This is a genomic window from Paenibacillus sp. SAFN-054, assembly GCF_051966755.1.
Taxonomy (GTDB): domain Bacteria; phylum Bacillota; class Bacilli; order Paenibacillales; family Paenibacillaceae; genus Paenibacillus_AQ.
In genome coordinates this window covers 896,545-916,087 of sequence record NZ_JBQCKS010000002.1, presented here as the reverse complement: position 1 = coordinate 916,087, position 19,543 = coordinate 896,545, and the positions used below count along the sequence as shown (strand labels likewise).

Below are 19,543 nucleotides of genomic sequence, written 5' to 3'. Positions count from 1 at the left end.
TCGTGCTCTGTGATATAATAATCAGGATAGACTTCTATAACCCGGGGGGTTAACAAATGGCGAAGAAGCAGTACGCCGTCATAGGAATGGGGCGCTTCGGATTTAGTGTAGCCAATGCACTTAGCGAGATGGGCTTTGACGTTTTGGCCATTGATTCGGATGAACAGCGAACCCAGGCGGTTTCCAATATTGTAACGCATGCCGTATCGGCGGATTCCACGGACGAAGAAGCGCTGCGGGCGCTTGGAATCCGCAATTTCGACGTCGTGGTCGTCGCGATCGGCGAAGATATCCAATCCAGCATCTTGACGACGCTTATTCTGAAGGATATCGGTGTGGAGACGATCATCGTCAAAGCGCAAAATGAGCTGCACGGCAAGGTACTGAACAAAATCGGCGCGGACAAGGTCATTTATCCGGAGCGGGACATGGGCATGCGGGTTGCGCATCATCTCACCTCCCCGAATATTTTGGACTACATCGAAATTTCCGACGATTACAGCATTCTCGAAATGAAGGCTTCACAAGATATGGTAGGGAAAAACCTCAAGGAGCTTGATGTGCGCGCCCGTTTCGGCTGCAACGTTATGGCGATCAAGAGGGGAAATAAAATGAACATTTCGCCGTACGCGGATGATCGGCTCGAAGAAGGCGACATTCTTGTCATCGTCGGCGAAAAACGTGATTTGACGAAGCTGGAGCTTGCGTATCCAAAGTGAGCCCGCGGGGCAACTTAAGTTCATCCGCATGGCTTGAGAAGGACGGTATTCATGGATATTTTATCAACGCAGAATCTCCGCGTGAAAGAGTGGGCGCAGCTGCTCGAGAAGAAGCACAGGGACAAGCAGCATAAGTACATTATCGAGGGCATTCATTTGGTGCATGAGGCGCTCCGGTCGGGTGCCGACCTGGAGTGCGTCGCCTTTGACGTCGAGCAGGGCATTCCATCGGAGCTGTCGCCCCTCGCGGGAACGGGCACGGAAGTGGAATGGATAGGTGTTTCCGCTGCCGTCATCGCCAAGTGCTCGGATACGAAAACGCCGCAGCCGGTATTCGCGGTTGTCCGGAAGCAGTCGGCGGATCTGGGCATGCTTTTGAAGCGGAATAACAGTCTGGTCATCGTTCTGGACGGCGTCCAGGACCCCGGCAACGTCGGCACGATTATCCGTACGGCGGACGCGGCAGGTGCGGACGGCGTGATCGTCGGCCGGGGCTCGGCGGATATATATAACCCGAAAACGATCCGTTCCACCATGGGTTCGATATTTCATCTGCCTGTTGTGGAAGGGGATCTGATGGAGCTTCTGCCAGAAGCCAAGGCTGGCGGCGTGCGCATCGTAAGTACGAGCCTGCAGGCAACGTCGACCTGCTACGGGTACGATTTTACGAAGGCCTCGTGGCTGCTCGTCGGCAATGAAGCGAAAGGCGTATCCGCTGCTGCGCAGCAGCTGGTGGATGATGCGCTGATCATCCCGATGAAGGGACAGGCGGAATCGCTGAACGTGGCGATGGCTTCGACAGTCATGCTGTTCGAGGCGATGCGGCAGCGGGATTTTAACGAAATCAATTGAACGAAAGAAAGCAGCATTTGTTTTATAAATAAACGACAGAAAGCTATTCGCGGTGTGAATGGCTTTCTTTTTTTGGGTTTGCAAGGGTTTCTGGTTCGTTTGGCGGATTTTTTTTCCAACATAATCATGTAGGCTAGGGTGGACATCCTGAATCAGTCTTCATGCAAGCGTTTACGGTGTTGGGAGGGACTCATATGGTTAATAACATAGGGGTTGTGTTCACCAAGCATGGACAGACTTTTAAAGAACTGGCGGCTTACCGACGATCTGCCATGGCACAACCCCCGCCTGGCATGCATATTGGCATAACTACAAAATAATGGAGAGTGGCTGAAGTGTCGGTACAAAAGGAACATCATGTCGTTGTGGATTACGGCGACCCGGCGGTTACGAACGGCGTTTCCGTCTTCGATGCACGATTCGACGAGCTTTTCGCCTACGACGGCGATGATCTTGGCGTACGCTATACGCCTGAAGAAACAAAATTTCGGCTCTGGGCTCCTACCGCTTCCGAGGCGAAGGTGCTGTTATACCCGGTATGGGACTTCATGTTTGCGGAAGAGATGGAGATGACAAGGGACGTACAGGGGACGTGGACGCTCCGGCTGGAGGGAGACTACAAGGGAATCGGTTACAGGTACAAGGTGAAGGTCGGCGAGCAGTGGAATGAAGCGGTGGATCCTTATGCTGCGGCCGTCGGTATTAACGGGGACCGGGGAGCGATCATAGATATTCAAGCGGCGAATCCCAATCGCTGGACGGAAGATAAGCCTCCACTGGATTCGCCTACAGATGCGGTCATTTACGAGCTTCATCTGCGCGACTTATCGATTCACCCGAGCAGCGGCATTACCCATGCCGGCAAATATCTCGGACTTGCCGAGGAAGGCACCCGCGGACCGAAAAACATCCCGACCGGACTGGATCATATTCGAAGTCTTGGGGTGACGCATGTGCAGCTCCTGCCCGTATATGATTATGCTACCGAAAGCGTCGACGAGTCAAAGCTGGACCAGCCGCAGTACAACTGGGGCTACGATCCGAAAAACTATAATGCGCCCGAGGGCTCTTATTCCACGGATCCATATGAGCCTGCGGTGCGGATTATCGAAATGAAGCAGATGATTCAAACGCTGCATGACAAAGGCCTGCGCGTAATCATGGATGTGGTGTACAACCATGTGTATGACTGGTATCTGATCAATTTTACGAAGCTCGTTCCGGGCTACTATTTGCGTTATCAAAGCGATGGTACGCTCTCGGACGGAGCATCCTGCGGCAATGAATTCGGATCTGAGCGGAAAATGGTCCGCAAGTTTATCGTCGAGTCCATTCTTCATTGGGTGCGTGAATACCATATCGACGGCTTCCGTTTTGATCTGATGGGGCTGCTCGATGTAGACACGATGAATGAAATTCGCCGCAGACTGGATGAAATCGATCCTTCCATCATCGTGATCGGCGAAGGCTGGAATATGGACACCGTACTTCCGGCCGAGAAACGGGCGAACCAGTCCAATGCCCGGCTGCTCCCGCGAATCGGACATTTCAATGACGGGTTCCGCGATGCCATCAAGGGCAGCATCTTCATGCATGAGAATAAGGGATTTGTTAGCGGGGCCAGCGGCTTTGAGAATGATATCCGCAAAGGAATTGTAGGCGGAATCGAATATAACGGAAGGCTGAGACAGTATGCGGAAGAGCCGATCCAATGCGTCAATTACGTGGAATGCCATGATAACCATACGTTGTGGGACAAGCTTGTTCTGTCTACGGAAGGAGTAAGCGAGGAAGAGCGCGTGAACATGCATCGTTTGGCATCGGCCTTGATTCTGACGAGCCAAGGTGTTCCGTTCATCCATGCCGGCCAGGAATTTATGCGGACCAAGCAGGGCGTGGAGAACAGCTATAAATCGCCGGACGAAATCAACTGGCTGGATTGGGAGCGCTGTGCGGCGCATCTCGGTGACGTAAAATACATGCAGCAGCTTATCCGGCTCCGCAAGGAGCATCCGGCTTTCCGGCTGCGGAGTGCTGCCCAGATCCGGGAGCATCTTCATTTCGAAGAGTCGCCTGCAGGCAGCGTAGCTTATACGCTGCGTGAGCATGCCGGTGGCGATTCCGCCAAGCATCTATACGTGCTTTATCACGCGAAGGCAGGAGAAACGCAGGTCGAGCTGCCTGCCCTGGGGTCCTGGAGCCCACGGTTCGGGGAAGAACAGGTTCAGGAATTAAGAGCAGAGCAATTGACTGTTGCCGGCATCGGTATGGTTGTGCTCATGATTGAATAGGAGAAAGGGAGCTGCCCGGTCAATGGACCCGAGGGACAGCTCCCTTTAAACTATACGCCGGAATAGGCCATAAATCCGCCATCCACCGGGATCACCGCACCCGTCACGAATCCCGAAGTGGTCTCGTCGACGAGCCACAGCAGCGTTCCGAGCAGATCCTCGGGGACGCCGAAGCGGCGCATAGGCGTGTGGGCAATGATTTTAAGCGAACGCTCGGTAAGTGATCCATTCTCATCCAGCAGCAGCTTCCGGTTCTGCTCCGTCAGGAAAAAACCGGGGGCTATCGCATTCACGCGAATGCCCGATTCTGCCAGATGCACGGCAAGCCACTGGGTAAAGTTGTTGACGGCTGCCTTGGCCGCGCTGTAGGCGGGCACTTTCGTCATCGGAGACGGGGCGCTCATGGAGGAGATATTCAGCACGACCGCACCGGAACGGCCCAGCATGCCGCGGGCGAAAACCTGCGTCGGAATCAGCGTGCCTACGAAATTCAGATCCAGCACCTGCCGAAAGCCCGGGATGCTTAAGTCGAAAAAACTGGTGATGTCCACCGGGTCCAAGTCCTCCATGCGAAAGGTCTCATGTGTTGTATTGGCGCTCGGGTGATTGCCGCCTGCTCCATTAATGAGAATGTCGCAAGGGCCGAAAGCTGCAAGCACGGCTTGCTCTGCAGCCTGCACGCTGTCCTTGACCGTGACATCGCAGGTAATCGCAATGGCTTCGCCGCCGGCGTTTCGTATCTGCTCGGCAATGGTTTCTCCTTTGCCGGGTGTGCGGTTCAGGATGGCGACCCGGGCCCCCTGCCGACCGAGTTCGCAAGCCATTGCCCGGCAGAGCACGCCGGCTCCGCCCGTAATGACTGCTGTTTTGCCTCTCAGCGACGGATGATCAGGCCATGCCTGCATGGGAACCCCTCTCTTTCGCATGGATGTTGTCGTATGCATCCCACAGTCCCCAAAGATACATGATACCGAGTGCCCGGTCGTAAAGTCCGTAGCCGGGACGGCATTCTTCATCCCATAGATGGCGTCCATGGTCCGGCCGGCAGTAACCTTCAAAGCCAATGTCATGGTAAGCTTTGACGATGGCTGCGATATCGACCGTGCCGTCCTGTGTCCGGTGGGAGGTCTCGATAAAATCTCCGTTGTCGTATACGCGGACGTTGCGGATATGGGCAAACGGGATGCGGCTTCCAAACTCGCGGATCATCGCGGGGATGTCGTTGCCTGGATTCGCGCCGAGCGAACCGCTGCATAAGGTGATCCCGTTCGCCGGACTGTCTACGATCGATAACAATCTGCGCAGATTATCCTGGCTCGTCATGATTCGCGGGAGTCCGAAAATGGGCCATGGCGGATCATCCGGATGAATGGCCATTTGAATGCCGCAGCGCTCGGCTGCCGGAATAATGGCCTCCAAAAAGTAGGAGAGATGATCCCACAGATCTTCCTCTGTTACGTTCCGATAAGCTTCAAACAGCGATGTCAGATGGGCCAGTCGCTCCGGTTCCCAGCCGGGCATCGTCAGCATGCTGTTCTGATTAATGGTTTGCACAAGCTCGAACGGATCGATGCCGTGTATTTTTGCCTTTTCGAAGAAGAGTGCTGTGGAGCCGTCATCCATCCGCTTGTGCAGATCGGTCCGGACCCAGTCGAACACGGGCATGAAGTTGTAGCAAATCACCTTGACCCCAACGGTTGCGAGCTTCTCGATCGTCCGGATGTAATTGCGGATGTAGAGATCACGGCTGGGCAGCCCCAGCTTAATATCCTCATGGACGTTCACGCTTTCGACGACATTCAGATGAAAGCCGTATGTGTCAGCCTGCCGGCGAACCTCCTCAATCTTGTCCATTGGCCATTCTTCGCCTGCAGGAACGTCGTGCAGCGACCACACGATTCCCTCCACGCCCGGGATTTGCTTGATGTGATCCAGCGATACGGTGTCATTGCCTTCGCCGAACCAGCGGAAAACCATACGCATTGTCCCCACCGCCTTTGTGTTATTTAAAATAGTCCGGATACTGGTCTTTCAGCGTTGCCAAATTGGATATGCTTAAGCTCAAGTGCTCCTTCATGAGCTGCTCGGCACGGTCCGCGTCATGGCCGCGGATGGCGTGAACCATGTCCTGGTGCTGCTCGCACAGCACGCCCCAATGGGGGTCTGTGGACAGCCAAAGGATGCGGCTGCGGTTCAGGTGCGCGTTCATTTGCTGGATAACGTTCCAGGTTCCTTGCTTGCGAACCCCTTCGAACAATATGCGGTGAAACTCTTCGTCGAGCTCAAACATGCGCTTGCCGTCATGGTGTGCCATGCTCTCCTGCTGCTGGGATACATTGTTCTCAAGGCGGATCAGCATGTCGTCCTGAAAATGCTCGCAGGCGAGCCGAATCACGGCCTTCTCCAGCTGCTCACGCATGAAGCGGGCCTCTTCAACCAGCTCGGAGTCGATCAGGCTGACACGGGTTCCCCGCTGCGGGAGCACGATGACCAGCCCCTCCTGGGCCAGTCTGACAAAGCTCTCGCGCACAGGCGTCCGGCTGACCTCAAAGGTCAGCGAGACCTCCTTTTCGGAAAGCGGAGTACCGGGCGGGAGCTCCAGACTGACAATCTGCTGCTTCAGCCGATTGTAAACGATACTGCCTGCAGAGGCAGCGGTATACTTCGAAGTATCGATGGGGAGTCACCTCCTGTTTTCACCATACTACCATACAAGTATGGCAGTGAGAATCATTTTTTTGGTAAATATTGCTGAGATCCACCCGTTATATTGGAATTCACAAATCGTTGATTATTCGTATGACCGCAATCACAAGGACACTGGCGGCCGAACTTTATACTGGACCTATAGCAAGCGATGGTGCGGGAGAGTTACCGCCGAATGCTTCGCTCAGATCATCCGAAACGTCTCATTCTACAATTCACTGGAGGTTATTCCTATGAGCCAAATTACGCTGCAAACGCAAGTTTCCGATATTGTCACCGCCATTCCCCAATCCGCAGATCTGTTCCGCGCGCTGCGCATCGATTTTTGCTGCGGCGGCAAAATCCCTCTGGAGGAGGCAGCCGCCAAACGGAAGCTGGATACAGGCGCAGTGCTGGAACAGGTAAAGACACTGGAGACAAAAATGGCGGAGTACCACGAGAGCCGGCCGGGAGACCTGACCGAGCCCGAGCTGATCGATTACATCCAGAACAAGCACCATGCCTTCCTGCGTGAAGAGCTTCCCGCGCTGACCCCTTATGTGACGAAGCTGGCCCGCGTGCATGGAGAACGTCATCCGGAGCTGCTGCGGGTACAGGAAATTTTTACGGATCTGAAAAATGAGCTGCTTGAGCATACCGAGGATGAGGATCAAAACGTATTTCCAAAGATATTAAAATTTGTTGCACAGCCCGATGCCGAGGCCTCGGCCCAGCTGAAGCCGCATGTATCCGAGCTGGAGCAGGAGCATGAGCAGGCGGGGGACTTGCTGAAGGAGCTGCGGGAAATCACGAGCGATTTTGCACTGCCAGCGGATGCCTGCGGCACGTACCGGCTTGTATACCAGCGTCTTGCACTGCTTGAAAAGGATACCTTCGAGCATATTCATCTGGAAAATAACGTTCTGTTCGAACGAATTCGCACCGCGGTGTAGCCGATAAGGAGTACCGAGGTTAGAGGCCCTTTCTTCACGAGGTGAAGAGGGGCCTTTTATTTTGAGCTTGGTTGAAATTTGCTGGATTCAAAAAAAATTAGTAAATGCAGTTGAAAACGGATCTACTATGTGTTACGATCTACCTGTAGAAAGTAATACTGAATACCAGCACTACTGAATACCTACTTCTTGAGAACCTGCATTATGAGGCTCCAAAAAGTTTTTGGCAAAAGGAGTTGACACTCTTTCTACTCAGTGATACAATTTACCTGTAATAAGTAATACTTAATAGCATTCTTCCCAAAAGCTATTGAGTTAAAGTTTAAGTCAGTACTAAGTTATACTGAATATAAGCTATACTAAATAGGGAGGAACGAAATCAGGAGGCTCTGCATATGGAAAATTTGACTGAAATGTTGAAGGGGTCGCTGGAAGGCTGCGTATTGGAAATCATCAGCCGCCGTGAAACCTATGGCTACGAAATTACCCGCCGACTGAACGAGCTTGGGTTTGCTGAAGTCGTGGAAGGGACGGTCTACACCATTCTCGTCCGGTTGGAAAAGAAGAAACTGGTGAACATCGAGAAGAAACCGTCAGATATGGGACCGCCCCGCAAGTTCTATTCCCTTAATGAGGCTGGAAGGCAGGAACTCGAATTGTTTTGGAAAAAGTGGGATTTCCTATCCTCTAAAATCAACGTCTTGAAGTCCATGTAGCATCATAAAATGTTTCGCACCGATCTTTTGCAGTATCTGTTCAGCTTTATTTATAAAAGGAGGAATAATAACATGTTGGAAATAATCAAAAAGTTGATTGGCGATAAAAAAGAATACAAGATGATGATGGCAAGGGTCGAAGCCCTGCCGGAGGACTACCAGTTTGTATTTAAAAATATCCAGAACTATATGTGGAATTTCGCGAGCGGCAACGGGATGGATATGCTGCACATCCAGTATGAATTGATCGAGCTGTTCGAAAGCGGTGCGGCGGAAGGCAGACAAGTGCTGGAGATCACCGGGCAGGACGTAGCGTCCTTTGCCGACGAACTCATCGCAAATGCCAAAACCTACACGGCCAAGTATGGTGAAGATTTGAATCAAAGTATCCAGAAGCGGTTTGGAAAAAAATAAAACCCATCCTTAGATCCACGACTGATTAGCTGGTTGCTAATGTGAATTGCCGCCTTCGCTATTCAGTTATATTTTTACCCCGGTACTATGTATAACGTATTATCTGTATGACTAAATAGTAGAGCATTGCAACCCACTGGCGCCGCAGGCGATTGCCGTACATCAGAGCTCTCAAGCAGACTTGCCGCGCTTTAAATAAGGAGGAAAATAGTATGAATCATGCAGCGATTTCAGTAAAAGGGCTACAAAAATCTTTTAAGGGCAAGGAAGTCTTAAAGGGAGTGGATTTTCAGGTGCGGCGTGGCGAAATATTCGCGCTGCTGGGCTCTAATGGAGCGGGCAAGACGACGACGGTCAATATCCTCTCGACGCTCATGAAGCCTGATCAAGGAGAAGTGGGGATTTGCGGTTTTGACGTCCAGCGTCAATCGGAGCACGTTCGCCAGAACATTAGCCTGACAGGGCAGTTCGCGGCTATAGACGGCATGCTCACCGGACGTGAGAACCTGATGATGATTGCCAAACTGCGGGGTGTGTCGAATCCCGCTCAAGTCGCCGACGATCTGCTTGCAAGATTCAGCCTGACCGAGGCGGCGGGTCGCCGGGCAGACAAATATTCCGGCGGAATGAAGCGCAGAATTGACATCGCCATGAGCCTGATCGGGACGCCGGCCGTCATTTTTCTCGACGAACCAACCACAGGGCTTGATCCCGAAGCCCGGATTGAAGTCTGGGATACGGTCAAGAAGCTTGCAGACAGCGGTACGACCATTTTGCTGACGACCCAGTACCTGGAGGAAGCCGAACAACTGGCAGATCGCATCGCCATCCTGCATGGCGGAAAAATCATCACGACGGGTACCCTTGCCGAACTCAAGGAAATGTTCCCGCCGGCGAAAGTGGAATACATTGAGAAGCAGCCGACGCTGGAGGAAATCTTCCTCGCTGTCATCGGCAAAAAGGGGGAGAAATAAATGAAAAGTAAAACAGGGGTATTGCTGGGTCGTTTAATGCGCAACATCTTGCGCAGCCCGGATACGATTATTACGGTAGCCATTACGCCGATTATGATGATGTTGTTGTTTGTCTACGTATTTGGCGGCGCCATAGAGACAGGTACGGACAACTACGTCAATTATTTATTGCCGGGAATCTTGCTGATGGCTATCGCCTCCGGTGTCGCTTATACTTCCCTGCGGCTGTTTACGGATGTAAAAAGCGGGCTGATGTCGCGTTTTGTTACGATGCCCATCAAGCGTTCGTCTGTACTGTGGGCTCACGTGCTGACTTCACTTGTTTCCAATGCGCTAACGGTCGTGGTCGTATTTCTCATTGCCCTCTTGATGGGCTTCCGCTCCAGCGCTGATATTCTGGATTGGCTTGCGGTAGCCGGGATACTCGGGCTGTTTACGCTGGCGCTGACATGGCTGGCCGTCATTCCCGGATTGACAGCGGGATCTATGGAAGGAGCCACGGCCTACTCGTACCCGTTGATTTTCCTGCCGTTCATCAGCTCGGCCTTTGTTCCCACCGAAACGATGCCCAAAATTGTCCGCGCATTTGCCGAAAATCAGCCCGTGACCTCGATCGTAAATGCGATCCGTGCTCTTCTTTATGATGGATCGGTTGGCAGCGGGATCTGGATTGCGCTGGCCTGGTGCGTCGGCATCATGATCATTGCTTACTTTTTCGCGAATAGAGCATTTAAACGCCAGTTAGGGTAAGACACTACCCGTGGGAGATAACCATCTCAAGGTTCCCGCTGCGATGAATGAATTTGGGAGCAAACGAAGGCCGCAAGCCCATCTTTCAGCTGACAACGAACATGTGCTATCCACCATTAGATGCTTAAATCAGACAGAAGAACGATTCAGGGCTTCATCTCCTTGTGGGGTGAGGCCCTGATCGTTTCTTGTGTCTTTTTTTGGCGCAAAAGGCTGCTCTCACTCCAGAGGTTCTCGCATCTTATTTGAAGAACGTTTCATGCCTCATCCCGCCAATCAAGGGATTTCTCGCCGGGATATAGGAGTTTCCCTAATAGGAACCGCGAATCAGGACGCTCATAATAAAGGCATACGAATGGACGACACATTGATTCCCCGATCATGGTCATTCACAGAAGGAGTTGAAGCGTCCTATGAAACGGAAGCAAGGACTAAAGTTTTTCAAACGATTGGAGAGCTACTCGGACAACTGGTCCGTTCTTGAAGAGAAAAGCCGGGACTGGGAGGATATGTACCGCAAGCGCTGGTCCCATGACAAAGTCGTGCGCACGACGCATGGCGTAAACTGCACGGGCTCGTGCAGTTGGAAGGTGTTCGTGAAAAACGGCATCATCACTTGGGAAAATCAACAGATCGATTACCCGTCCTGCGGGCCCGATATGCCGGAATTCGAACCTCGCGGCTGTCCGCGGGGAGCTTCGTTCTCCTGGTATGAATACAGCCCGCTCCGCGTGAAATACCCTTATATGCGCGGCAAGCTGTGGCACATGTGGAATGAAGCCTTGAGCCAGCACAGCGACCCGGTCGCTGCCTGGGCAAGCATCGTGGAAGACCCTGAGAAATCCAAATCCTATAAACAAGCGCGCGGTAAAGGCGGCCATGTACGCGTAACCTGGCCGGATGCGACCAAGCTGATTTCCGCGCAGTTAATCTATACGATTCGCAAATACGGCCCGGACCGCATCGCCGGCTTCACCCCGATCCCGGCGATGTCGATGATCAGCTACGCTTCGGGCGCGAGATTCATTTCCCTGCTCGGCGGCGAAATGCTGAGCTTCTACGACTGGTATGCCGATTTGCCGCCGGCTTCCCCGCAAATCTGGGGCGAGCAGACCGACGTGCCGGAATCCAGCGATTGGTATAATGCAGGCTACCTGATCATGTGGGGCTCGAACGTGCCGTTAACGCGCACACCGGACGCCCACTTCATGACGGAGGTCCGCTACAAAGGCACCAAGGTGGTGTCCGTGGCTCCGGACTATGCGGAGAACGTCAAGTTCGCCGATAACTGGCTGGCACCGAATCCCGGAACGGACGCGGCAGTCGCCCAGGCCATGACGCATGTTATTCTAAGCGAATTTTATCACAAGCGTCAGGAGCCGATGTTCCTGAATTACGCGAAGCAATATACGGATATGCCGTTCCTGCTGCTATTGGATGAGCATGAGGGCGGTTATAAGGCAGGACGCTTCCTGCGGGCAAGCGATTTGGGCGACGCCTCGCAGCATGCCGAGTGGAAGCCGGTGATTATCGACGAAAACAGAAATGAGATCACGGTTCCGAACGGTACGATGGGACAGCGCTGGGAACAGGACAAGAAATGGAACCTGATTCTGGAACGCGAGGATGGCTCGCTCATTGCGCCGGCCCTATCGGTGGAATCCCAAGGGGCGGAGATGCAGACGATTAGCTTCCCGTTCTTTGATAACAACGCCAACGGCACCTTCGAACGCCAAATACCGGCGAAGAAAATTCAACTGGCCGACGGAAGCGAACGCCTGGTGGCTACGGTATACGATCTGATGCTCAGCCAGTACGGCATTGAACGCGCAGGCAGCGAGCAGCATGCAGATCGATATGAGGATGCGGACTGCTTCTACACTCCGGCCTGGCAAGAGAAAATCACCGGCGTGAAGGCTTCGGTCGTCGTTCAGGTCGCAAGAGAATTCGCGCAGAACTCGCTGGATACCGGCGGCCGCTCCATGATCATCATGGGCGCAGGCATCAACCACTGGTTCAACAGCGACACGATCTACCGTTCCATTCTGAACCTGGTCATCCTGACGGCCTCCCAAGGCGTGAACGGCGGCGGCTGGGCGCATTATGTCGGTCAGGAGAAATGCCGTCCGATTGAGGGCTGGTCCACGGTCGCCTTCGCCAAAGACTGGCAGGGACAGCCGCGGCAGCAAAATGCGACATCATTCTTTTACTTTGCAACCGACCAATGGAAATACGAGGAGATGGGGGCCGATTCCCTGAAATCGCCTACGGGCGGGGATATCCGCTATCAGCATCCCGCAGATTATAACGTGCTTGCCGCCAGACTTGGCTGGCTTCCATCTTATCCGCAGTTCAACAAGAACAGCCTGACGTTCGCGGAGGAAGCGGCCGGCCAAGGCAAAACGAGCAATGAAGACATCGTGAACCATGCGCTGGGGCAAATCGTCTCCGGAGACACCAAGTTTGCGGCCGAAGACCCCGATGCGCCTGAGAATTTCCCGAGATCGCTGTTCGTATGGCGTTCGAACCTGATTTCAAGTTCCGCGAAAGGACAGGAGTACTTTATGAAGCATCTGCTCGGCGCTTCCGACAGCCTGCTCTCGACGCCGAACGACGAGGATAAACCGGAGGAAATGGTGTGGCGCGAAGACGTAGAAGGCAAGCTGGACCTCTTGGTCGCGCTGGACTTCCGGATGACCTCGACGCCGATGTATGCCGACGTGGTGCTTCCGGCGGCGACCTGGTATGAGAAGACCGACTTGTCTTCGACCGATATGCATCCATTCGTCCATCCGTTTAATCCGGCGGTGGATCCTTTGTGGGAATCTCGTTCGGACTGGGATATTTACAGAACGATCGCGCAAACCTTCTCGGAGATGGCCAAAACGCATCTTCCGGGCGTATACAAGGATCTTGTGACAAGCCCGCTGGCCCATGACTCGATCAGCGAGATTGCCCAGCCTTACGGCAAAGTGCTGGATTGGCGCAAAGGCGAGATCGAAGCGATTCCGGGCAAAACGATGCCGAACCTGACGGTGATCGAACGCGACTATACGAAAATTTACGATAAATTCGTGACGCTCGGCCCGAACCTGGCGACAGGCAAAGTCGGAGCGCATGGCGTCAGCTTCTCGGTAGCTGAAGAGTACGATGAGCTGAAACGCATGAATGGCACCTATTATGACGACACGATCAAAAACGGCCTGCCGAAGCTCCATACGGCCAGAAACGCGGCGGACGCCGTGCTCCATATCTCTTCGGCGACGAACGGCAAAGTGTCGCAGCGCGCCTGGGAGTCGGCGGAGAAGGACACGGGCGTAAGCCTGAAGGACATTTCCGCGGACCGCGCGGCGGAGCGCATCACGTTCCAGAGCATCACGGCCCAGCCGCGGGAAGTCATCCCGACGCCGGTGTTCAGCGGCTCGAACAAAATGGGCAGAAGATATTCGCCGTTCACGACGAACATCGAGCGGCTCGTGCCGTTCCGGACGCTGACCGGCAGACAGCATTTCTACATCGATCATGAGATCTTCCTGCAGTTTGGCGAAGCGCTGCCGGTGTATAAACCGACGCTACCTCCGATGGTATTCGGACCGCGCGACAAGCAGATTACCGGGGGCAAGGATACGCTCGTGCTCCGTTATCTGACGCCGCACGGCAAATGGAACATCCACAGCACATATCAGGATAACCTGCACATGCTGACGTTGTTCCGCGGCGGCCCGACGGTATGGATCAACAACGAGGACGCGGCTGCGAACGATATCCAGGACAACGACTGGCTCGAGGTATACAACCGCAACGGTGTCGTCACCGCCCGCGCCGTCGTCAGCCACCGGATGCCGAAAGGCACGATGTACATGTATCACGCGCAGGATAAGCACATCAACGTGCCGGGCTCGGAAATTACGAAGGATCGCGGCGGCAGCCACAATGCGCCGACGAGAATACATGTGAAGCCGACCCAGATGGTCGGGGGCTATGCCCAACTCAGCTATGGATTTAACTACTACGGACCGATCGGCAACCAGCGGGATGTATACGTGGCTGTCCGCAAAATGAAAGAGGTGGATTGGCTTGAAGATTAAAGCGCAAGTCGCCATGGTAATGAATCTGGATAAATGCATCGGCTGCCATACGTGCAGCGTCACCTGCAAGAGCACCTGGACGAACCGTCCGGGTGCGGAATACATGTGGTTCAACAACGTAGAGACGAAGCCGGGCGTTGGCTATCCGATCCGCTGGGAAGACCAGGAGAAATACAAGGGAGGCTGGACGCTGAAAAAGGGAAAGCTGCAGCTGAAATCCGGCAGCAAGCTGTCCAAAATCGCGCTCGGGAAAATTTTCTACAATCCCGATATGCCGGAAATGAAAGATTACTATGAGCCATGGACATACAACTACGAACATCTGACCAATTCCGGGGAGAAAAAGCACCAGCCGGTGGCCCGCCCGAAATCCGCGGTGACCGGCGAAACGATGAACCTGGAATGGGGACCGAACTGGGAAGACGATCTGGCGGGTGCCCATGTGACGGGGCCGAAGGATCCGAATATCGAAAAGATCGAGGAAGAGATCAAATTCAACTTCGAACAGGCATTCATGATGTACTTGCCACGCCTGTGCGAGCACTGCCTGAACCCAAGCTGCGTCGCATCCTGCCCATCCGGCGCGATGTACAAGCGGGACGAGGACGGCATCGTGCTGGTGGATCAGGAAGCCTGCCGCGGCTGGCGTTACTGCATGACCGGCTGTCCTTACAAAAAGGTGTACTTCAACTGGAAAACGAACAAGGCGGAGAAATGCACCTTCTGTTTCCCAAGAATTGAAGCAGGCTTGCCGACGGTATGCTCCGAAACCTGCACCGGCCGCATCCGGTATCTGGGCGTCATGCTCTATGACGCGGACCGCGTCCAAGAAGCGGCCTCTACGCCGGATGAGAAGGATCTGTACGAGGCACAGTGCAGCTTGTTCCTCGATCCGCACGATCCGGCGGTCATCGAGCAAGCGCGCAAAGACGGATTGACGGAGGAATGGATCGAGGCAGCCCAAAACTCGCCGGTCTATAAGCTTGCAATTGAATACAAGCTCGCCTTCCCGCTCCATCCGGAGTACCGGACGCTGCCGATGGTATGGTACGTGCCGCCGCTCAGCCCGATCATGAACTATTTTGAAGGACGGGACTCGATCGAGAATCCGGACATGATTTTCCCGGCGATCGAAGAGATGCGCACGCCGATCCAATACCTCGCGAACCTGCTGACGGCAGGAGACACCGTAACGGTGAAGGAAGCCCTGCAAAAGATGGCGATGATGCGTTCTTACATGCGGGCTCAGTCTTCCGGCGCCGAGTTTGACGAATCGCGGCTTGAGCGGGTTGGCCTTACAGCCCACCAAATGAAACAGATGTACCGCCTGCTTGCGATTGCCAAGTACGATGACCGCTTCGTGGTACCGACGTCGCACAAAGAAAGCCATATGGACGTGTACCGCTCCCAGGGCTTGGAAGGCTTCAGCTCGGGCTGCAGCGGCTGCGGACCGGCAAGCCCGCAGGGCAAAACCGGCAAGGAACTGTACGAGGAAAACTTCTATGGGGGGATCTGGCGTGATTAATCTCGGAAAGCTGCATGAATATAAAAATGTGTTCGGCTTTTTCGCGCAGATGCTGACCTACCCGGAGAAGCTGGATTTTCATCCTAACGTGCTGGAGGAGTCGCTGGACTCCTCCCATCCGGCCTATACATCAGTCCGGACCTTCTGGAACCTCATGCATGAATACAGCATGGAGCAAATTGAGGAGCTGTACGTTCAGACGTTCGATTTTCAGAAGAAGACGACGTTATACATGACTTACCATAAGTTCGAAGACAGCCGGGACCGGGGTCAAATGCTCGCGAAGCTCAAAGAAACGTATCCGCTGTTTGGTCTGGATATCGACAGCTCCGAGTTGTCTGATTACCTCCCGCTTATGTGCGAGTTTATTTATGCTGCAAACTGGCAGGGGCATGAGAAGGAAGCGGCAGAAAGCCTGGATCTCATGCTCGCGGTCATGGAGGACGGCACCTTCCATCTGCTGAAGGCGCTGGAGGCGTCGGGAAGCCCTTATTTCCATCTCGTCCAAGGGCTGCGGGAGACGTTCAAAGCATGCATCGATCAGGAGGCGGAGGCTCATGAGCATGATTAACCAATTTTTATGGGTTATTTTTCCTTATATCTGCCTTGCCGTGTTTGTTGTCGGGCATATTTACCGTTACCGCACCGACCAGTTCAACTGGACGGCCAAATCCAGCGAATTCATCGAGAAAAAGAAGCTGAAGCTGGGCAGCCTAATGTTCCATCTGGGCATCATTCCGGTGATTGGCGGCCATGTGGCCGGCCTCGCTATTCCCCAGTCCTGGATGGAGGCGATGGGGATCAGCAATCATATGTACCACATCGGAGCCGTGTATATCGGCAGTGTCTTCGGCTTCCTGACTTTGGGGGGCATGATTCTGCTGACTTCGCGCCGCTTCACGATCAAGAACGTCCGCCAGCTCAGTTCAGCCTCGGACATGATCGTGAATGTACTGCTGCTGTTTATCGTGTTCATGGGAATGTACAGCACGCTCGTCACGAACGCCGTTCAGCCTGAGTTCAATTACCGTGAAAGCATTTCGATCTGGTTCCGGGACCTCTTCATGCTCCGGCCGGATGCGGCGTTGATGGCGAATGTGCCGCTGTCCTTCAAGATTCATATGCTGGCCGGATTCGGGATTTTTGCCCTGTGGCCGTTTACCCGGCTCGTGCATGTGTGGAGTGTTCCGTTGAATTATGCCGGCAGAAGATATATCCTTTATAGAAAGCACCGCAAATATGAATCGTAGACAAAGAAGGCGAAGAGCCTTCTTTTCTACATCAGAGGAGTTATCGTTATGAAGAATCAGCCGATTTATCATTACCAAGAGGAAATCGACAAGCTCCGGGACCGGTTTCAATTCGACTTCGTGTCCATGGCTCTGGTGCAGCCGGCTGAGGACCGATTCGTATTAACCTGGCAGTACGCTTCAGGCAACATTAACGAGCGCTATAAGCGGATTGTGCTTCATTCCGGCAAAGGCATTGCGGGCATGGTGTTCAAAACCGGCAAGCCGATGCTGATTCAGAACGTCAGCGCCGATATCGAATCGAGGGATTTGTTCAATTATCCGATTATCGTGGCGGAGCAGCTTAAAAGCCTGGGGGCCATTCCCCTGTGGGAAGGATGCCGGGTCAAAGGCGTTTTGCTTGTGGGCTACCGCAATGAAAACCGGCTGGACCAAGCCGCTTTCGAGCGGTTTCAGGAAGGGCTTGGAATGGAGTTCGGCGCTTTTCATGCGAAGGAGGTGACGCAGTCTTGATTCAGATGACGGACGGGCATTTAAGCGACCTGCTGAAGAAGATGTACGCGAACAGCATGGAAGCGATCTTTTTTATCGATGAAAAGGGCAGCGTGGTTGCCATGAATCCGGCAGCGGAGAATATTCTGGATGTCGACGTGATCGAGCGGATGCATTCCGGCGTCGATGACTCTTTCTGTCAGACCTGCAAAGGCTATACGGATGAAAAGGATCAGATTTCCTGCTCCAAATGCTACTTGGATTTTCCAAAAGGGGATTTTTCTTCGTTCCAGGTGTATCTTAAAACGAGGGGTGAAGGCGTGGTTCCTTATGCGGCCAGCTACCATACCATCGACGAAGAGCGGGGGATCCGCGTGCTCATGCTCTTGGATCTGACCAAACAGCAAAAGACGCAGGAGATGCTCCAGCGCTCGAATTTGCTGAAATACGTCATCAAAGCACAGGAAGACGAACGCAAACGCATATCCAGGGAGCTGCATGACAGCGTCGCCCAGGAGCTGCTGAGCTCGCTTGTGGACCTGCGCGTGGTCAAATATATGGATGTAGGCGAGGATGTGCTGCAGAAGCTGCAGCAGACCGAGGTGTCGCTGACGCGCCTCTTGGACGATATTCGCCACTTGTCGGTGGAGCTGCGTCCGGCTTCGCTCGATGACTTGGGTCTTGAGGCGGCATTCCGCTCGCATTTCAAATGGATCGAGAAAAATTATGGCCTGCTCGTCGATTTCTCGGCAGAATTGTCTGCGGCCCGCTACAGCAGCGAGATTGAGACGGTCGTATATCGCATATGTCAGGAAGCCGTTCTGAATGCGCTGAAATACGCAGGCACGGACGAAGTGCATGTCCGTTTATGTGAGGAGAACGGCAGCCTGCAGCTGACCGTGATGGATGACGGCGCCGGCTTTAACATGAATATGAACGAAGCCAAGGGGACTGGCCTCGGCTTGTACGGCATGCGCGAGCGCGCCGAGCTTGTCGAAGGGCAGTTTATGCTTCACTCCGTTCCCGGCGGGGGAACAAAGGTGGAACTGCGAATTCCATTAACACAGGATAACAAGAGGGAGGCCGAGATGCGGTGAAAATTGTCATAGCGGATGATCATGCGGTGGTCCGAAGCGGCTTTTCCATGATCCTGAACTACCAGGAGGATATGGAGGTCGTCGCGACTGCTGCAGATGGCATGGAAGCCTACGCGATGGTGGCCAAGCATCAGCCGGATGTGCTCCTGATGGATCTCAGCATGCCACCGGGCGAGAGCGGGCTGATTGCGACAGGCAAGATCAGCGGCGATTTTCCGAATACGAAGATTTTAATACTAACCATGTACGACGACGACGATTATCTGTTCCACGTGCTGAAGAACGGCGCTTCCGGCTACGTGCTGAAGAATGCGCCCGATGAAGAACTGATTTCGGCCATCCGGATGGTATATAAGGGAGGTACCTATATTCATCCGCAGATGGCTACCTCGCTGGTCCGGGAATTCATTAAGAAGGACAGCGAGAGCGCGGACAACGATCCGTTCAACAGCCTGTCCAAACGGGAGATCGAGATATTGCCCCTCATCGCCAAAGGATACGGCAACAAAGAAATTGCCGAAAAGCTGTATGTATCCGTGAAAACGGTGGAGGCCCACAAGTCCAAAATTATGGAGAAGCTGAATTTGAAAAGCCGTCCGGAGCTGGTGGAGTATGCGCTCAAGAAAAAGCTGCTGGACTTTTAATAGGGTATGGATAGGGATATCGGATGTTTCTAACGCGTGATATAGGGAAGTTCCCTGATGAGTTTCAGGGAACTTCCCTATTATCTTTGTGAA

General features: G+C 53.6%; 18 protein-coding genes. 15 read left to right on the top strand and 3 right to left on the bottom strand.

Annotated elements, in window-relative coordinates; genetic code table 11:
• Positions 1 to 56 precede the first annotated feature (56 nt).
• The 3 genes from ACTHPM_RS15725 to pulA all read left to right on the top strand — a co-directional run bounded on the left by ACTHPM_RS15725 (position 57) and on the right by pulA (position 3,862).
• The gene (locus tag ACTHPM_RS15725) at positions 57 to 719 is read left to right on the top strand and encodes a potassium channel family protein (RefSeq protein WP_440395431.1); all 663 of its coding nucleotides are present in this window, start codon (positions 57 to 59) and stop codon (positions 717 to 719) included.
• A 51-nt stretch (positions 720 to 770) separates the two neighbouring features.
• Positions 771 to 1,571 carry a TrmH family RNA methyltransferase gene (locus ACTHPM_RS15720; protein ID WP_440395432.1) on the top strand — a complete coding sequence of 267 codons (801 nt, stop codon included), beginning with the start codon at positions 771 to 773 and terminating at the stop codon, positions 1,569 to 1,571.
• Positions 1,572 to 1,906: 335 nt separating this feature from the next.
• Complete coding sequence (gene pulA, locus ACTHPM_RS15715) at positions 1,907 to 3,862, top strand: type I pullulanase (RefSeq protein ID WP_440395433.1); 1,956 nt, start codon at positions 1,907 to 1,909, stop codon at positions 3,860 to 3,862.
• A gap of 50 nt (positions 3,863 to 3,912) precedes the next feature.
• On the opposite strand, the gene ACTHPM_RS15710 is transcribed toward pulA, so the two are convergent.
• From ACTHPM_RS15710 to ACTHPM_RS15700, 3 genes are read right to left on the bottom strand one after another with little or no spacing between them, the layout of a single operon-like run.
• Positions 3,913 to 4,767 carry an SDR family oxidoreductase gene (locus ACTHPM_RS15710; protein ID WP_440395434.1) on the bottom strand — a complete coding sequence of 285 codons (855 nt, stop codon included), beginning with the start codon at positions 4,765 to 4,767 and terminating at the stop codon, positions 3,913 to 3,915.
• On the bottom strand, positions 4,751 to 5,845 hold the full coding sequence (gene uxuA, locus ACTHPM_RS15705; RefSeq protein ID WP_440395435.1) for a mannonate dehydratase: 1,095 nt from the start codon (positions 5,843 to 5,845) through the stop codon (positions 4,751 to 4,753). The genes ACTHPM_RS15710 and uxuA overlap by 17 nt, the downstream gene beginning before the upstream one ends.
• 19 nt (positions 5,846 to 5,864) lie before the next feature.
• Positions 5,865 to 6,539 carry a GntR family transcriptional regulator gene (locus ACTHPM_RS15700; RefSeq protein WP_440396225.1) on the bottom strand — a complete coding sequence of 225 codons (675 nt, stop codon included), beginning with the start codon at positions 6,537 to 6,539 and terminating at the stop codon, positions 5,865 to 5,867.
• Between the two features lie 262 nt (positions 6,540 to 6,801).
• Between ACTHPM_RS15700 and ric the strand changes: the two genes are divergently transcribed.
• The 12 genes from ric (at position 6,802) to ACTHPM_RS15640 (ending at position 19,450) form a co-directional block, all read left to right on the top strand.
• A complete protein-coding gene (gene ric, locus ACTHPM_RS15695) occupies positions 6,802 to 7,500 on the top strand; it encodes an iron-sulfur cluster repair di-iron protein (RefSeq protein ID WP_440395436.1) in 699 nt (232 codons plus the stop codon).
• 395 nt (positions 7,501 to 7,895) lie between these two features.
• The gene (locus tag ACTHPM_RS15690; RefSeq protein ID WP_440395437.1) at positions 7,896 to 8,216 is read left to right on the top strand and encodes a PadR family transcriptional regulator; all 321 of its coding nucleotides are present in this window, start codon (positions 7,896 to 7,898) and stop codon (positions 8,214 to 8,216) included.
• A 72-nt stretch (positions 8,217 to 8,288) separates the two neighbouring features.
• Positions 8,289 to 8,630: a DUF1048 domain-containing protein gene (locus tag ACTHPM_RS15685; RefSeq protein ID WP_440395438.1), complete on the top strand. Its 342-nt coding sequence runs from the start codon at positions 8,289 to 8,291 to the stop codon at positions 8,628 to 8,630.
• A 212-nt stretch (positions 8,631 to 8,842) separates the two neighbouring features.
• The gene (locus ACTHPM_RS15680) at positions 8,843 to 9,604 is read left to right on the top strand and encodes an ABC transporter ATP-binding protein (protein ID WP_440395439.1); all 762 of its coding nucleotides are present in this window, start codon (positions 8,843 to 8,845) and stop codon (positions 9,602 to 9,604) included.
• On the top strand, positions 9,605 to 10,354 hold the full coding sequence (locus tag ACTHPM_RS15675; RefSeq protein WP_440395440.1) for an ABC transporter permease: 750 nt from the start codon (positions 9,605 to 9,607) through the stop codon (positions 10,352 to 10,354).
• Between the two features lie 413 nt (positions 10,355 to 10,767).
• Entirely contained in the window at positions 10,768 to 14,442 is a 3,675-nt protein-coding gene (locus ACTHPM_RS15670) for a nitrate reductase subunit alpha (RefSeq protein WP_440395441.1), read from the top strand.
• The gene (gene narH / locus ACTHPM_RS15665) at positions 14,432 to 15,967 is read left to right on the top strand and encodes a nitrate reductase subunit beta (protein WP_440395442.1); all 1,536 of its coding nucleotides are present in this window, start codon (positions 14,432 to 14,434) and stop codon (positions 15,965 to 15,967) included. Before ACTHPM_RS15670 ends, narH begins: the two co-directional genes overlap by 11 nt.
• Positions 15,960 to 16,538 carry a nitrate reductase molybdenum cofactor assembly chaperone gene (narJ, locus tag ACTHPM_RS15660; RefSeq protein WP_440395443.1) on the top strand — a complete coding sequence of 193 codons (579 nt, stop codon included), beginning with the start codon at positions 15,960 to 15,962 and terminating at the stop codon, positions 16,536 to 16,538. Before narH ends, narJ begins: the two co-directional genes overlap by 8 nt.
• Positions 16,525 to 17,217, top strand: a complete 693-nt coding sequence (gene narI / locus ACTHPM_RS15655; RefSeq protein WP_440395444.1) for a respiratory nitrate reductase subunit gamma — start codon at positions 16,525 to 16,527, stop codon at positions 17,215 to 17,217. Before narJ ends, narI begins: the two co-directional genes overlap by 14 nt.
• 48 nt (positions 17,218 to 17,265) lie before the next feature.
• A complete protein-coding gene (locus ACTHPM_RS15650) occupies positions 17,266 to 17,730 on the top strand; it encodes a GAF domain-containing protein (protein ID WP_440395445.1) in 465 nt (154 codons plus the stop codon).
• Positions 17,731 to 17,735: 5 nt separating this feature from the next.
• Positions 17,736 to 18,806, top strand: coding sequence for a sensor histidine kinase (locus ACTHPM_RS15645; RefSeq protein ID WP_440396226.1), 1,071 nt, complete (start codon positions 17,736 to 17,738; stop codon positions 18,804 to 18,806).
• Positions 18,803 to 19,450: a response regulator transcription factor gene (locus tag ACTHPM_RS15640; RefSeq protein ID WP_440395446.1), complete on the top strand. Its 648-nt coding sequence runs from the start codon at positions 18,803 to 18,805 to the stop codon at positions 19,448 to 19,450. The genes ACTHPM_RS15645 and ACTHPM_RS15640 overlap by 4 nt, the downstream gene beginning before the upstream one ends.
• Positions 19,451 to 19,543 lie beyond the last annotated feature (93 nt).

Coding starts and splice junctions, on each gene's coding strand:
- ACTHPM_RS15725 (WP_440395431.1), top strand. CDS start 57: ATGGCGAAGAAGCAGTACGCCGTCATAGGAATGGGGCGCTTCGGATTT.
- ACTHPM_RS15720 (WP_440395432.1), top strand. CDS start 771: ATGGATATTTTATCAACGCAGAATCTCCGCGTGAAAGAGTGGGCGCAG.
- ACTHPM_RS15710 (WP_440395434.1), bottom strand. CDS start 4,767: ATGCAGGCATGGCCTGATCATCCGTCGCTGAGAGGCAAAACAGCAGTC.
- uxuA (WP_440395435.1), bottom strand. CDS start 5,845: ATGCGTATGGTTTTCCGCTGGTTCGGCGAAGGCAATGACACCGTATCG.
- ric (WP_440395436.1), top strand. CDS start 6,802: ATGAGCCAAATTACGCTGCAAACGCAAGTTTCCGATATTGTCACCGCC.
- ACTHPM_RS15690 (WP_440395437.1), top strand. CDS start 7,896: ATGGAAAATTTGACTGAAATGTTGAAGGGGTCGCTGGAAGGCTGCGTA.
- ACTHPM_RS15685 (WP_440395438.1), top strand. CDS start 8,289: ATGTTGGAAATAATCAAAAAGTTGATTGGCGATAAAAAAGAATACAAG.
- ACTHPM_RS15680 (WP_440395439.1), top strand. CDS start 8,843: ATGAATCATGCAGCGATTTCAGTAAAAGGGCTACAAAAATCTTTTAAG.
- ACTHPM_RS15675 (WP_440395440.1), top strand. CDS start 9,605: ATGAAAAGTAAAACAGGGGTATTGCTGGGTCGTTTAATGCGCAACATC.
- ACTHPM_RS15670 (WP_440395441.1), top strand. CDS start 10,768: ATGAAACGGAAGCAAGGACTAAAGTTTTTCAAACGATTGGAGAGCTAC.
- narI (WP_440395444.1), top strand. CDS start 16,525: ATGAGCATGATTAACCAATTTTTATGGGTTATTTTTCCTTATATCTGC.
- ACTHPM_RS15650 (WP_440395445.1), top strand. CDS start 17,266: ATGAAGAATCAGCCGATTTATCATTACCAAGAGGAAATCGACAAGCTC.
- ACTHPM_RS15645 (WP_440396226.1), top strand. CDS start 17,736: ATGACGGACGGGCATTTAAGCGACCTGCTGAAGAAGATGTACGCGAAC.